Below are 14,488 nucleotides of genomic sequence, written 5' to 3'. Positions count from 1 at the left end.
CCATGAGTCAGCCTGTAATTCGTACAAATACATGAATGTAATAAGCCGGTGTCCTATGAGCATGCTCAAAGAATACCGGCTCTGTTATAAACACATCGTGAATAAGTGCCCAACTCCCGAAGCCATCTAGCGCCTATATGAGCCACTCGCCCGCTTCTTGCGAACAACGGCCGCCACGCACACAATGATCAGCAGGATGAACCCCGCCGCAATCCAATCCTTAATATTCTCCCACGGAACAGCGTGATCAGCGTTATTTTCATTAGCACTCCATGCGATGGAAGTTTGCCATGGTCCACCTCGGATTTCAGAGTCATGTACCTTCATACGTAACGGGAGGCTACTTCACCTGCTTGCTCCTGCCATCGACGATCAACTCGATGCCTGGCTCGTTTATTCCGCCCGAAACACCGTATGAAGCATCGATTTGCTCTGTCGAACCCTCAAAGGTTTCTTCGACCTGCACCACCCCTCGTGGCCGAACCGTAACCACCTTAGGCTCGAAATCAACCATCTTCCCTCCAATATCAAGGCTTAGCGGGCGTACCGTAACCTGCTGCTCGGTACCATAACTGTAAATTTGAATCTGGCAGCGTGCCAGAATAGCCTCGTTCTCTGTACGATAATCGCATTTGCTGTCTTTTTTGGTATAGGCGACGCTGGATATTCCGCTCGAATTATAATTCACAACATACATCACAAACTCTGATATGAATGGGAAAATAACGATCCATGCAACACAGCCAATCATCACCCGGCTCATGATCTTCGGATAATGCGGGCGATAAATGCTCGTTACCCACAGAACGCCGATCGCCAATAAGATAAGACCTGCAATAACGGGCAGATGAAGACCTAAGTTGCCTTGCTTAGTCCATGGCGAGATCCCTGCCCAGCGAAACAGATCATCCCCGAACGAATAGCCCAGATGCTGATTGGAAATAAACAGCAACCCCATGATGATTGCGGAAATGGAGAGGATTTTACCTTTCAGTTATATCTCCCCCTTGGCGAACCCGTTTCCCACATTATAACAAATAAGAGACCCTGTGGTAACCTTAATTAATCCGTCTTGGTTAATGGTTTATTCTCTACAATACCCAGCCTCGTTCCGCTCTTGGCTTCATGCAGCAGCTTCCGGTCACGATGGATGAGACATAACAGCATGTGAAGGAACACAACGCCGTCCAGCAGCAATATCCCCAGCGCGTACATCGCAAGCAGGACATGAGAGCCGGTGACATTAACCGTAATGAACAGGGCATGGAACCCGCCCCATACCACATACAGCAGGCCGTTGCGAACAATCACTTCCTTCAGCTTCAGATGTTCGCCCGCTCCGCGGATCTGAACCCGGACGACCCATTTCCCCAGCGTCTGTCCCTGCATCATATAAGGCAGCACGATATGATATAAAATGACGACAATAAAATACGCACCCCTCACGTTCAGTACGGTCAACACGCCGATGATCGGCAGCACGACCCCTGCATCAATGCCAAAAGCGATCGCCCGGCGCGTATAACTGACCCGTTTCTGCGACAGATCCACCGTCTCGTCCAGTCGATCAAGGCGTGGCAGGTGATTTTTCATCCAATCCGCGAGCAAGAATCCCATCATCCCACCCATGGTATTCAACAGCAGATCGTCCACATCAAACAACCGGTAAGGGTGATCATAGATGCCGTAAATGCCGGTCACCTGGGTCACCTCGAAGAACAGCGAGAGTCCGAATGAGGCCACCAGGCACGTAACCCAGGATGCCCGAGCGTAATAACGCAGGAACATACCGAACGGAACCACGAGAAATACGTTAAACACGACCTGCAAGAAGGCTCTTTCCTTCAACAAATGCAGGTAAGTCGAGGGTACGCCCCATACCACCTTGGTCTCCTTCAATATATCCTGTATAAAATTCAGCGGAATCCACTGCATGACCGAGGCCACATTCATCGGGGCATTATGCCGCGAGGCAGGCAAAGGAAGGAGCACCAGATACACCGCGTTCATCATGTAGAGAAGAAATAGATACAGCAGAAATCCCCGGAATTTATTAAAATAACCATATTTGCGATACTGCACGATCAGAAAGGGAACTGCGCACAGCAAAGCCGCTATGGGAAAGGTTAAAAATGCATAAGATATAGGAAACAGATAGGCTTCCAGCATGCTCTTCGTTCACTCCCTCTGTGATGTTCTACTTATAAGTTACAGGATCAAGTTTAAATGACGGGGATTCCTATGTTTAAAATGCGTTTAAAAAAACGCACACCCGCGTCATAATCGGCCCTGCTGTTAACCCGGGGGTTTCCGGTTATACCCCAAAACCGAATAACCCACACCAGCAGTGTGGGCAGGATCACCGTATGCAAGAAGCATTTGTGTGAATGTCATCGGAAAAGCATGGTCATTGTTCCTACCTTCACGCATTGGTTGACGGGAGCCAGCCCCAGTACAGCTTCCATGAAGTCCCGTTATTTCTTCTGCTTACGCGCATCTTTTCCAAAGCTGATCTTCCTGGGAAGTCCCAGCGTGAACTGCTCACGATGCCCGTTCCACTCTATCTTTAGGGTTAGATCCTTGTTAGGGTTCATCATATCAAGCAGATGCTCCAAATCAAGCTTCCCTTTGGTTTCCTTCACGGCAGCATAGTCGATCCCCACGACGATTCCGCCCTCCATAAAGTGGCCCGCCATATCCTCCAGCCGATAGTCTACTTTGCCATGGTCGAGAGGTTCCTTTCCTAAGTACTGCAGCTTCAGCTTTCCGCCAAGCGAATCCTGAAGCACGGTAAACTTCGCATTGATCTTATCCTGATGGGTAATGGCATAAGTTGCTTTCCACTTCTCACCCTTGCCTGTTAAGGTCATGGTTTTATTTCGATTCACGTGGACACCCCTCCTCACCCAGCACAACCGGTTATCCCGATTAGGCTCATATCATAATAACGAGGATGCACAGGGAATGGTTTTTCAATTTTGCAAATAATCGATAATCTCAAGCAAATCGGTAATCTCCCCATCCTTGGCGAAGTCCGGATCATAGTAGGGATCTCGCTTCCAGATGCCCTTCATGCCGATACGCCGGCTTGCGGTTACGTCGTTGTCCGGATGGTCTCCGACATAAATCGATTCTTCGGCCTTTGATTTAAGACGACTTAATGTATTGGCAAAAATCCTTGGATCGGGCTTGCGTAAACCCTCCCATTCCGAAATCGCGATAAGATCAAAATAAGGCTCGATGCCAAGTCCCTTGATATTGTTATATTGAAATTCGCCGTAACCATTGGAGATCAGTCCGAGTTTTATTCCCTTACCTTTCAAGCTGTCCAACGCTGCATACAGATTGGGGAAACCGACGCAATGATGATGGAACTCGGATATGTAATCGGCCAGGAGGGTATCCCATGGCAGAGGTAGAGCAAACTCCTCGATTAGCTGACGATATACTTGATCCTTCCATACATATCCCCTGCGATCCAGCTCAACAAACCGTCTCACATACACCTCTCTGTCCACTGACGCATCATGGAGCAATAAACGATCATATTGGTCTTGTACGAAGCGAACCAGTGATGTATCGCGGTCAAGCAGGGTCCCGTCCAGATCAAAAACAACGGTAGTAATCATAGCGTCCATCCTTTCTCTGAGAATACAGGTAATAGCTTAAACGATAACCCTGCAAGCTTAGGAGAGTTGCCGCACCATCATCCTGTTATTTAATCCTCCGCTTTCCGGTATACCCGTTCCGGCCTGCCTACCGTGCCATAGGAAATATCCGCCACGAGGACGCCCTTCTCCACGAAGTACTCCAGATATCTTCTCGCCGTCGTTCGGCTAAAGCCTCCACGTTTGCCCAGTTCCTCCGCGGTCCACACGTCCCCGGACTCCTCGATGTAGGATAGGATTTTCTCGCTCGTCAGTTTATCGATGCCTTTTGGAAAATATACTTCCCTGTCCATCCGTTCACCGGCACGCCATAACAGCTGGTCAATGCCCTGTTGATCGATCTGCTTGTTCGCGCCGCCGAGCTGCTTCATCTGCTCGTAATATTTCCGATAAGCTTTCAGCTTCTCCTGGAAACGGTCGAAGACCACCGGCTTGATCATAAAATCGTACACTCCGCCGCGAATCGCCTCCCGCACCGTATCGAATTCCTTGGCTGCCGTTATAATAATAACATCGGTATTCGGATATCCCCGTTGAATATGCTGCAGCAGATCCAATCCCGACATATCGGGGAAATACAAATCCAGCAGCACCAGATCAGGTGCCAGAATATCCAGCTGCTCATGCGCCTGGGCCCGATCCGTTGCAATGCCGACGACCTCGAAGCCCTCTACCTTCTCAACGAACCGTTGATTAATGCTGGCAATACGCACATCATCCTCAATGATTGCTACCCGAATCATGAACATCTCCCCTTGTTTTTGGTATCTTGACCGTGAACACGGCCCCGCCTTCAGGTTGGTTGCGGAATGCAATGGTACCCTGCAGCTGCTGTATGGTCCCGTTGACGATCGATAGGCCAAAACCTCGATTGCGTTCCCCCTTGGTGGAGTAACCCAACTCAAACAGTCGATCCGTTCCAGCCTCGGCAATACCGGTCCCGCTGTCGGATACTTCGATCATTAATTCATTGGCCTGATCGTGTAACTCTATCCTAACCCATCTATTCTCCGATTTGGATCCCATTGCTGCCTCCATGGCGTTGTCGATCAAATTACCGATAATAGTAACGAGCTGGTTTCGGCTAATATGACTGGGAATGTCTTTAAAGGAACTGCTCCGGTCGATCTCAACCTTCACCTTCAACTCGCTTCCGCGATTAAACTTTCCAATAAGAATGCCGCCGATGATGGGATCGGGAATCTCCTGCAGCAGGAATTGAATCAGGTTCTGGTGCACATCGGTCTCATGCGTAATCAGATCCATCGCCTCCTGGTACGATTCCAGCTGAATCAAGCCGTATATCGTATACAGCTTATTGGAATATTCGTGCGTCTGCGCGCGCAGCGCTTCCGTATATCTCTTCACCTGCGTGAGCTCTTCGGTCAAGTGCAGCAGCTCGGATTTGTTTCGAAAGCTGGAGACCGCCCCTACAATCCGATGCTCATGATCATAGATAGGCAGCCGGTTCACCACAACCGCATGATCGTTAATGACCATCTCTTGATCTTTCTCTGCTACCCCGGTTTGCATCACCTCCAGCAGCCTGGTGCCCGGGATAACGTCGTGAATATACTGTCCGGCGATCACCCTGCGCTCCTCCGGATCAATCAGCATCATGGCTGTATGGTTGGCCAAGGTTACGATGCCCTCCCGATTGACAGCGATAATGCCTTCATGAATCGTTTCCAGAATCGCCCGTTTCTCTTGATATAACAAGCCGATTTCCTTGGGCTCCAGCCCGTGAATGGATCGCTTGACGCTGGACGATATCCATATAGCGCCGCCACATCCCAGGATTAACGCAATTCCTGCAAAGAACAGGACACGATTGCGATACGATTGTGCCGATATCTCGATATCCTTCATTAAAATGCCGACCGATACGATACCGATGATTTCATTCTTATCATTGTAGATCGGCGTCTTCCCCCGAAGCGAGGGTCCCATGGAGCCAATCGCCTTCGATGTGATGCTCATGCCCTGTAATACCGGGCCGTTGTCGCCACCGACCATCTCTTTGCCGATCCGATCGGCGAGCGGATGCGCATAACGGATCCCTTCTCGATTACCGATGACGATATATTCCGCGTCTGTCTCCAGCCGAATTTCCTCCACCACAGGTTGAATGATGGCAGACGGGTTCTCTTCCTCGAACGCGTCCTGAATGACGTCCATCTCCGCCACGGCCTTCGCCAGCTTTAATGCCGAAGCGCCAATGCTCTTCTCCAGCGTTGTGACGAGCAGCCGCTCAAAACTGAAGGTCAAGGCGACAATAACAGAAAACAAAAGGGTGCCTATAAGCAGAATCAATCTAGTCTGTAAACGCATTCATATTCCTCCATAAGGATTGTCGCCATAAACGTTGCTCTGATTTCCCTATTGTATTCTAGATCACACCTGTAACAATAGTCTCTGAAAAAAATCGGCCGTGAATTTTATGAACAAAATTAGCGAAATGAAGCTTTTTCAACTTATGTCGCAATTCTATTCAAGCCAGATTCTCGATGATAGTATAGAGGAACCCTATAAGGTAAGCGCTTACAGTAATTACGAGCATTGGTTATCCATAAAGGAGGAACTTATTCATGCTGAAACGAACCGGCTTCAAAATCATAGCTTCTGCACTTGTCCTGGCGATGAGCCTGACAGCCTGCAGTACTTCCGGAAGCAGCACCGGCGATTATCCGAAAAAACCATTTATCGTGACCGCGCCTTCAGGCGCCGGCGGTGGGTGGGACAAAACGGCCCGTTCCCTCACCAAAGTATTAACGGAGACGAAGCTCATCGAACAGACCATGACCGTTGAGAATAAACCCGGCGGCGGCGGGACCGTATTTCTCGCGGAATATGTAGCAAAAGACAACGAAGATCCCTACAAGCTATTCGTGAGTTCTCCGCCAATTCTCATTAACAATCTGAAAAAAGAAGGGAACAGTCCGTTCGGCTACAAAGACGTGACACCGCTCGCCCAAATGACCAAAGACTATGGAGCGATTGCAGTACCGGCAAACTCCAAATTCACCGACCTGCAATCGCTGATCGACGCGATCAAAGCCGATCCCACTTCAGTCACGCTAGCTGGTGGCTCCGCTCCGGGCTCGATGGACCACTTGATCAGCGTTCTGCCTGCATTCAAATCCGGCGTGGATCCGAGAACCGTGAAGTACTTATCCTATGATGGCGGCGGCGAAGCCATCGCGGCCCTCCTCGGCAACAATGCCGACGCGATCGGCACGGACATCTCTTCGCTCGGCAGTTACTTGAAAGCCGGCAAGATCAAAATTCTGGCCGTTACTTCAAGTGAACGCCTGGGCGGAGACTTCGCAGATGTACCGACCCTGAAGGAGCTCGGTCTGGATGCCGAATTTACGATCTGGCGCGGCGTATTCGGTCCGAAGGGACTGACGGAAGAACAGCTGGCCTTCTGGGATAAAACGCTGAAGGCCCTCTCCGAGAACGAAGCATGGCAGAAAGAGCTGGTTGCCAACGACTGGGCAAGCGAATACCGAAACGCTGCTGACTTCAAGGCATTCCTTGAAGAACAGGAGCGAGACGTGCAGGAGCTGCTCACAGCGCTGGGTATGCAGAAGTAAGCCTTGGAGTTGAGGGAGCGGTGCGCTCCCCTCTCCCGTTTCATCCTTGAGGAGGTGTCCACCTTGAACAGAACGTTTGACCGCTACGCCAGCATCGTATTTCTGCTCCTTGGCATCGGCTTTATGTGGCAGAGCGCCAAGATCAGCTCATCCGCGTACGGAAGCACCGTTGGCCCTAACATATTCCCGTTCGGCCTCGGGCTGGCGCTTGTGCTGCTGAGCATTCGTTTGTTTTATGAAGCCCTGAAAGCCAAGCCGACGGAGAATCGTACAGAGAAACTGGACTACAAACGGTTCTTCATGATTTTTGCGGCAGCCTTTCTCTATGCCTATTTCCTGGAATTCATCGGATATATCATCGGTACCTTCCTGTTCCTCCTGTTTGCGTTTCAGACGCTGGAACGAGGCAAGTGGCTGAAATCCATTCTAATCTCCGCGCTGTTCTCCGGCGGCGTGTACGTCATCTTTGTCGTCTTGCTGGAAGGCTCCATGCCGGGCTTCCCGTCTTGGCTATCATGAGCATGGGAGGAATCTACAATGAATGTTCTGGATTATCTGGCGGACGGCTTTATGACCGCCTTGCAGTGGCATAACCTGCTCTTCGCCTTTTTAGGCGTGCTGATCGGCACTTCGGTCGGGGTGCTTCCCGGCATCGGTCCGATGAGCGGCGTCGCGCTTCTGATCCCCGTCACTGCCTCGTTGACTAGCGGCTTGCCGGCGGAAGCGGCAGCAACCAGCTCAATCATTCTGCTGGCAGGCGTTTATTATGGAGCCATGTATGGCGGATCTACAACTTCGATTCTGCTGAACACGCCCGGAGAGTCCTCTTCCGTCGTTACGACGCTGGACGGCTACCAGATGGCGAAGCAAGGCAGGGCAGGCCCCGCCTTGTCCATCGCTGCAATCGGCTCGTTCGCAGCCGGGCTCTTCGCGCTTGTGGCGTTGATCGCACTGGCGGAGCCTTTATCCAATGTAGCGATTAAATTCGGCCCAGCTGATTATTTCTCGCTCATGCTGCTGGGACTCTGTGCAGTAAGCGGGCTTGCAGGCAAATCGATCACCAAGGCACTCATTATGACCGTATTCGGTCTGCTGCTCGCTACCATCGGCATGGATACCGTATCCGGCGTCGCCCGATTCACCTTCGATATCCCCATCCTGTATTCCGGACTGGAATTTCTAACGATTGCCGTCGGTTTGTTTGCCCTTGGCGAAGTGTTTAAATCCATTCTGGAGAGGGACTACGCAGCGGGTCCAACTTCCAAGATCGGCCGCATCCTGCCGACACGCCAAGACTTGAAGGATAGCGCAGGACCGATTGCCCGCGGCTCGATCCTCGGCTTCTTTATCGGCATCCTGCCGGGGGCCGGCGCAACGCTTGCTTCCTTCTTCAGTTATATCGTTGAGAAAAAGGTTAGCAAGCATCCCGAATCCTTCGGCAAAGGCAACATCGCTGGCGTTGCTGCACCCGAGTCAGCCAACAATGCGGCATCCGGAGGCGCTATGATCCCTCTGCTGACACTGGGTATTCCGGGTTCCGGAACAACTGCCATCCTGATGGGGGCACTCATCATGTACAACATCCAGCCAGGCCCGCTGCTGTTCGAGGAGCACCCTCAAGTTGCATGGGGACTGATCGCCAGCATGCTCATCGGTAACCTGCTTCTGCTTGTACTGAACATGCCGCTGGTTAAAGTATTTGCCAAGGTCATTCAGACCCCGGCCAAATATCTCATACCGATCATCATTGCCATCTCCATCTTTGGCGTTTACGCCGTTCAAGCACAGATCTTTGACCTGGTCCTGCTGCTCATCTGCGGCATTGCCGGCTTCCTGCTGGCCCGCAATGACTTTCCGCTCGCGCCGCTGGTGCTCGGGCTCGTGCTGGGTCCCATGATCGAGAACAATATGCGCCGGGCGCTGACCACATCCAACGGCGACTTTATGATCTTCCTGCAGAAGCCGATGTCGCTGGCATTCCTCATCATCGCCTTGCTCTGGATTATCGTTCCGATTCTACTCAAGCGAAGAGGCAAGGAAGTTGTCGTGAACGAAGAAGGCTAACCCATCATACGTATATCGATAAGCCAAGGAGGCAGTCATGAATACCAGCAAACTAGGCGGCAAAAGTGTCATCGCAAGAATCGAAATGCATACGGAAGAAGCAAGCTTCGGCGAAGTAACGGCCGCCATCTTCGAGGCGGGAGGCGATATCGTGGCCATTGACGTTATTCAGACGAGCAAGCATACCACGATTCGCGACGTTACCATCACAGTGATCGACACTATCGACATCGACATTATTGCCGAGCGCATTCGCACCATGTCCGGCGTTCAGCTGCTGCATCTATCTGACCGCACCTTCCTGCTCCATCTTGGAGGAAAGATTGAAACCAAGCTGAAAGCTCCGATCCAGAACCGCGACGACCTCTCCCGCGTCTATACGCCGGATGTTGCTCGCGTATGCATGGCAATCCACGAAGAACCGCGTAAAGCCTTTACGCTCACCGTCAAGCGTAACACCGTAGCTGTCATCTCCGACGGCAGCGCCGTCCTGGGACTTGGCAATATTGGCCCCTATGCGGCCATGCCGGTGATGGAGGGTAAGTCGATGCTCTTCAAGCAGCTAGCGGATGTGGACTCCTTCCCAATCTGTCTGGATACACAGGATACCGAAGGCATCATTACGGCGATCAAAGCGATCGCTCCCGCGTTTGGCGGTATCAATCTGGAGGATATCTCCTCGCCGCGATGCTTTGAGATTGAGCAGCGTCTGCGCGAGGAATTGGACATCCCGGTGTTCCATGACGACCAGCATGGAACCGCCGTCGTCCTGTATGCAGCCTTAATCAATGCGCTGAAGGTCGTCGGTAAATCCGTAGAGAATCTGAAGGTTGTCGTCTGCGGCATTGGCGCCGCCGGCGTTGCCTGCAGCAAAATACTTATGTCGGCGGGCGTGAAGAACATCATCGGCGTCGATCGCCTCGGCGCGCTGACCGCCGATCAGACGTATGACCATCCCATGTGGCAATGGTACGCCAGCAACACCAACCCCGAACGGCGCTCCGGTTCACTTCAAGACGTCATCCAGGGCGCCGACGTATTCATCGGCTTGTCTGCCGGCGGAATCCTGAAGAGAAAGGATGTTCAGACGATGGCAGAGCGCCCGATCGTCTTCGCAATGGCCAATCCGATCCCGGAGATTCTGCCGGAGGAGGCGGAGGATATCGCGGGTGTCATTGCAACAGGCCGCTCGGATTACCCGAACCAGATTAACAACGTGTTATGTTTTCCCGGTATTTTTCGCGGTGCCCTGGACTGCCGAGCCTCCGCCATCAACGAGGAGATGAAACTCGCCGCGGCCGAAGCGATCGCATCGGCGGTCACGGACAAGGAACGGAGCCGGCATTACATCATTCCGAGCGTATTCAACCAGCAAGTCGTCAGCGGCATCCGGGACCTTGTCATCCAGGCAGCCATCCGAACCGGGGTCGCGCGCCGTATTCCAAGGGAATACCGCTAACGGTTACGATTCATGAAACGGGAAGTATTCGCCAAGCACCAGTTGCAGCTGCAGCTCAAAGAGGATGGATCCCTAAGATCTATAGAGCGACCCATCTTAAACCATAGTGATATGAGTATTTAAAGAAAATGCAAAAGAGTACGGTTTCCTCTAGGACCGTACTCTTTTGCTTCCTACCTAAACTGAAAACTCAGCACGTGTAATCTTAGCCGCACCGGCCCATTCCTTTAATGCCCAATCTTTTTACTTTCGCTCTGCCCGATACTCCATAATCCAGCAGTCCCGCAGTTCACCTTCATGCTGTTCATGCTTCTCCAGCAGTCGGACCTTCCGGAAGCCGCACTTCTCGTAACAAGCAATCGCCCGTTCATTCCATGCCTGCGGGTCCATTACGATCCGATCAGCCTGCCTCTGAAACACGAGATACTCCACCATGGAAGTCATGAGCTTCGTACCGATGCCTCGATTCCAATAATCCGGCTCCCCGATGAATTGATCCGTGGCGAAGGTTCTGCAGTCTGCATCACTCTCGTTATATCCATACTCGCCTAACGTCTCTTCATCCAGAAGATAAAACTGAATATATCCGATCGGTTTCCCCTCATGCTCAATGATGCAGCGAGTCTCATCATCATCCACGTAAAAATGCTCCCGCACCCGCTCCACGTCGTGAGGATTGTCCCGTCCCTCATAATACTGCAGCACATCCGGATTGGACAGCCATGAAGCCAAGGATATTTCATCCTGCTCCTCCAGCTCGCGAACCGTAATCGGTCCAGCCTCGTACACCAGCATCGCGATCCCCCCATCTTCCCTTATTAGATCCCCAATTCTCATTCTTCAGATTACATCCGCAAGCATCGTGATAGAGGTTCCGCTCATGCCCACCTCCTGGAATCCGAACCGCTCATATAATTTCATAGCGGCCGTATTCTCCGGAGCGACGCTTAACGATACCTTTTGAATTCCCCGCTCCTTCATTCCTCTGAACAATTCCTTCATCAGGGCCGTTCCGAGCCCTTGCCCGCGGGATTCCGGCAGCAGCGCCATGCCCAGTTCCGGAATGTCGTCACTCACGTAACCGAACCCTTTGTTCCCTTCATCAAAATAACGGATCGTAATTGAGCCTGCCGGCTTCCCTGCGGCATTCACGGCAATATAGCCTAAATCGCCCTCTCGCCCCCAGTCCTCCACATATTTTTTCATGAACGGCTCTTCGAGTATGTCCCGACTGAAAGGCTCCTCTCCCTCGGGCACATACAGGGACTCATACAGCATTTCCCGTAGAAAGGATTCATCCTCCCGGCCAGCGACTCGAATATGATATGAACTCATGTACATCTCCCTTTCCTCCTAGATACGATCCGTCAGTACAGTCCATAACGCCAATCTCTCCGGATCGAAATCGTTTCGGCCGTAATGGTCGAGAAAAATATCCTTGTAGTCATCGTTCCCCAGGTTATATCGCAGCGTCCATATCCCCCAATAGAGGTCGTAGTGAAGGTCTCCGATCCCGCCATAACCCAGATCGATAAAACCTTCAAGCTGGAAATCCCTCATTATCAGATTCGGCAGACAATAATCGCCGTGGAGCAGCACATCATGATCTGCCGTTCCTTGCAGCTTCTTAAGGCTTAATAGAGCCTGTTCTCTTCCGCCCGGAAACCCTTCGATATCTTCCGTTTTGTTCATGAAACTTTCCTGATATTCCTGGAGAAGTTCAGCCGTTCGATTCGGAAATGGACAATCGGCAGCAGATACAGAATGGAGATAACGCAAACTCTCCCCAAACACGGCAGCCAGCCGCTTCGGATCCTTCAGATGGCCTCCGGACACCCCATCATGCCCTTGCAGGGCGACGGTCAGCAGGTAGTCGTTCTCGCCATGCTGCTCATAAGCCAGCACCTTGGGAGCCAGGCCTTTTCCGTGCAGATAATCCGACATCATCCCTTCTCTCTTAAGTTCACCCCGTTTCGTTATCTTCAAAAACATCGGTTGGTTCGCTCCCTCGATGTACAGGGTTTTGGCCTGTTCCGATGAGCTGCTGTCATAGACGGCAGCGGTTTGGATATATGGCTGCAAGCTGGCAGGCAGCGCCTTGATGTCGAATGGAATACGTACTTTTTTCATCGTTCCTCCACACCGACCCCAATCGGTCGGCCTCAGTTCATATAGAATAAAGACGTCCCCATCGGAACGCCTTCGGATCTGTACTGTATGAATTGGCGCTTTGCCGGCCTAATCCTTCCCTACCAGCCGGTAATTTTTCGTTTAAACTATTTTTGATCCCTGTTATCAGAACGGAACTCCCTCGAAGTACACCACCTCGGCCAGACGAATGTGCAGCGCTTTATGATCCCCGACCGTCAATTGAAGATGATCCACCGCAACGCCGGATAAGATCCCATCGACTTTTCCCGCGGTGGTCATAATGACTACCTTGGCTCCTTTATGCCGGAGCAGATGTTCAATAAATACCGGTTCAACCAGCGCTGCGTAGTGGGCTGGCTGCGGAATTGCCGGGGTACGCGGCGCGTAATTCGGCGGTATAGGTTGGGGCGGGGGATAGGCATAGTAACCCGGTGCATAACCCGCAGGCGGGGCTGGATAACCAAAATGATTATGGTTGTTCATGAAAGACCTCCCATGCCAATATTATTCCTACACCCTTATGTATGTCCCGGGAGGGGCCGCTATGTTAACAATCCTCATATTTATATTCGTAAAAGCAAGAAAACCGCCCAACCTCCCTTCCATTACGCCTTCTGCGCAATCAACTTACTCATCGCATGCCGGTGCGGGATACCCGATGAGTTACAATCAAAAATCACCTCCGGGCAGCTGTGAATCAACCAATCGTGATAATGCATCATAAGCTCCCCGGATTTCCAGTCGTAAGCGTACGGCTCATCCTCGGGAGGAGGCGCAATGAACGGCTTTTGTACGAATACATTAAGGCAATGAAGCCCCTCGGCCGACGTGAATTTTTTATAATTAGCAAAGATCTCTTCACGGTACTCGGGTCTGATATAATGCAGAACGCCGCTGGAATACAGCACGTCAAACTCCGAATCCAAACGGTAATCCGAAATATCCGCCTTAAATACGTTCACGTGAACCCCAATATGATCGGCCAAACGCTTCGTTTTCTCAATCCCCGCATCCGAAATGTCGAATGCTGTGACATCATAGCCGTTACGCGCAAAAAACACGGCATCCTTCCCTTCCCCGCAACCGATATCCAGCAGCTTCACCCTTCTTGTGGGAGGGATCATTTCTAGCACCTGATAACAGGCTGCATTCGGCTCCGTGCCCCAATAGTACTCCGGTGTTTTGTACTCCTCTTCATATATGCTGATTGGCTTGCCCGTCACAGAATAACCAAACAACTTATCGATGCTGACATCAAGCAGCAGTGACAGCTCCGGAAGCAGCGCAATATCGGGCATGGTCTGTCCCGTTTCCCACTTGGACACCGCCTGGAACGTCACGCCCAGCTTGTGGGCCAACCCCTCCTGGGTGAGCCCCCGTTCTTTGCGGTATCGATGAATATTTTTGGCTAACATGTCTCTCATATGAATCACGCTCCTATATAACCACATTGTAGGGGCGCTGCGTAAGGCATACAATAACCTGATTATTGAATACCGGAAGAATTCAACCGTCAGTTGAGAAATCATCCAAATCCAGGAATTCGATGG

At 51.5% G+C, this 14,488-nt stretch carries 16 protein-coding genes; 4 read left to right on the top strand and 12 right to left on the bottom strand.

Annotated elements, in window-relative coordinates:
* Window positions 1–126: 126 nt before the first annotated feature.
* From BJP58_RS20810 to BJP58_RS20780, 7 genes are all read right to left on the bottom strand, one after another.
* Complete coding sequence (locus BJP58_RS20810) at window positions 127–327, bottom strand: hypothetical protein (protein ID WP_194545156.1); 201 nt, start codon at window positions 325–327, stop codon at window positions 127–129.
* 13 nt (window positions 328–340) lie between these two features.
* Window positions 341–958: a hypothetical protein gene (locus BJP58_RS20805; protein WP_233354705.1), complete on the bottom strand. Its 618-nt coding sequence runs from the start codon at window positions 956–958 to the stop codon at window positions 341–343.
* Between the two features lie 104 nt (window positions 959–1,062).
* Window positions 1,063–2,169 carry a VanZ family protein gene (locus BJP58_RS20800; protein WP_194540384.1) on the bottom strand — a complete coding sequence of 369 codons (1,107 nt, stop codon included), beginning with the start codon at window positions 2,167–2,169 and terminating at the stop codon, window positions 1,063–1,065.
* Window positions 2,170–2,474: 305 nt separating this feature from the next.
* Window positions 2,475–2,888 (bottom strand): hypothetical protein, encoded by a 414-nt coding sequence (locus tag BJP58_RS20795; protein ID WP_194540383.1) that lies wholly within the window; start codon window positions 2,886–2,888, stop codon window positions 2,475–2,477.
* Window positions 2,889–2,972: 84 nt separating this feature from the next.
* Complete coding sequence (locus tag BJP58_RS20790) at window positions 2,973–3,629, bottom strand: HAD family hydrolase (protein WP_194540382.1); 657 nt, start codon at window positions 3,627–3,629, stop codon at window positions 2,973–2,975.
* 89 nt (window positions 3,630–3,718) lie between these two features.
* A complete protein-coding gene (locus BJP58_RS20785; protein ID WP_194540381.1) occupies window positions 3,719–4,411 on the bottom strand; it encodes a response regulator in 693 nt (230 codons plus the stop codon).
* Complete coding sequence (locus tag BJP58_RS20780; protein ID WP_194540380.1) at window positions 4,389–5,999, bottom strand: ATP-binding protein; 1,611 nt, start codon at window positions 5,997–5,999, stop codon at window positions 4,389–4,391. The genes BJP58_RS20785 and BJP58_RS20780 overlap by 23 nt, the downstream gene beginning before the upstream one ends.
* Window positions 6,000–6,256: 257 nt before the next feature.
* Here BJP58_RS20780 and BJP58_RS20775 point away from each other — a divergent pair, with 257 nt between their 5' ends.
* From BJP58_RS20775 to BJP58_RS20760, 4 genes are all read left to right on the top strand, one after another.
* Complete coding sequence (locus BJP58_RS20775; RefSeq protein WP_194540379.1) at window positions 6,257–7,264, top strand: Bug family tripartite tricarboxylate transporter substrate binding protein; 1,008 nt, start codon at window positions 6,257–6,259, stop codon at window positions 7,262–7,264.
* A gap of 63 nt (window positions 7,265–7,327) precedes the next feature.
* Window positions 7,328–7,783 (top strand): tripartite tricarboxylate transporter TctB family protein, encoded by a 456-nt coding sequence (locus BJP58_RS20770; protein WP_194540378.1) that lies wholly within the window; start codon window positions 7,328–7,330, stop codon window positions 7,781–7,783.
* Between the two features lie 18 nt (window positions 7,784–7,801).
* A complete protein-coding gene (locus BJP58_RS20765) occupies window positions 7,802–9,328 on the top strand; it encodes a tripartite tricarboxylate transporter permease (protein WP_194540377.1) in 1,527 nt (508 codons plus the stop codon).
* 37 nt (window positions 9,329–9,365) lie between these two features.
* On the top strand, window positions 9,366–10,787 hold the full coding sequence (locus BJP58_RS20760; protein WP_194540376.1) for an NAD-dependent malic enzyme: 1,422 nt from the start codon (window positions 9,366–9,368) through the stop codon (window positions 10,785–10,787).
* Window positions 10,788–11,030: 243 nt separating this feature from the next.
* On the opposite strand, the gene BJP58_RS20755 is transcribed toward BJP58_RS20760, so the two are convergent.
* The 5 genes from BJP58_RS20755 to BJP58_RS20735 all read right to left on the bottom strand — a co-directional run bounded on the left by BJP58_RS20755 (window position 11,031) and on the right by BJP58_RS20735 (window position 14,362).
* Window positions 11,031–11,582 carry a GNAT family N-acetyltransferase gene (locus BJP58_RS20755; protein WP_194540375.1) on the bottom strand — a complete coding sequence of 184 codons (552 nt, stop codon included), beginning with the start codon at window positions 11,580–11,582 and terminating at the stop codon, window positions 11,031–11,033.
* Between the two features lie 45 nt (window positions 11,583–11,627).
* Complete coding sequence (locus tag BJP58_RS20750; RefSeq protein ID WP_233354704.1) at window positions 11,628–12,128, bottom strand: GNAT family N-acetyltransferase; 501 nt, start codon at window positions 12,126–12,128, stop codon at window positions 11,628–11,630.
* 12 nt (window positions 12,129–12,140) lie between these two features.
* Window positions 12,141–12,917 carry an aminoglycoside 3'-phosphotransferase gene (locus BJP58_RS20745; protein WP_194540374.1) on the bottom strand — a complete coding sequence of 259 codons (777 nt, stop codon included), beginning with the start codon at window positions 12,915–12,917 and terminating at the stop codon, window positions 12,141–12,143.
* A 165-nt stretch (window positions 12,918–13,082) separates the two neighbouring features.
* Window positions 13,083–13,421 carry a DUF2642 domain-containing protein gene (locus BJP58_RS20740; RefSeq protein WP_194540373.1) on the bottom strand — a complete coding sequence of 113 codons (339 nt, stop codon included), beginning with the start codon at window positions 13,419–13,421 and terminating at the stop codon, window positions 13,083–13,085.
* Between the two features lie 122 nt (window positions 13,422–13,543).
* Window positions 13,544–14,362, bottom strand: a complete 819-nt coding sequence (locus BJP58_RS20735; RefSeq protein WP_194540372.1) for a methyltransferase domain-containing protein — start codon at window positions 14,360–14,362, stop codon at window positions 13,544–13,546.
* Window positions 14,363–14,488 lie beyond the last annotated feature (126 nt).

Origin of the sequence: Paenibacillus sp. JZ16 (genome assembly GCF_015326965.1) — a bacterium.
Lineage (GTDB): Bacteria > Bacillota > Bacilli > Paenibacillales > Paenibacillaceae > Paenibacillus_AQ.
The sequence above is the reverse complement of the archived record's forward strand: the minus strand, read 5'-3'. Positions and strand labels throughout refer to the sequence as shown.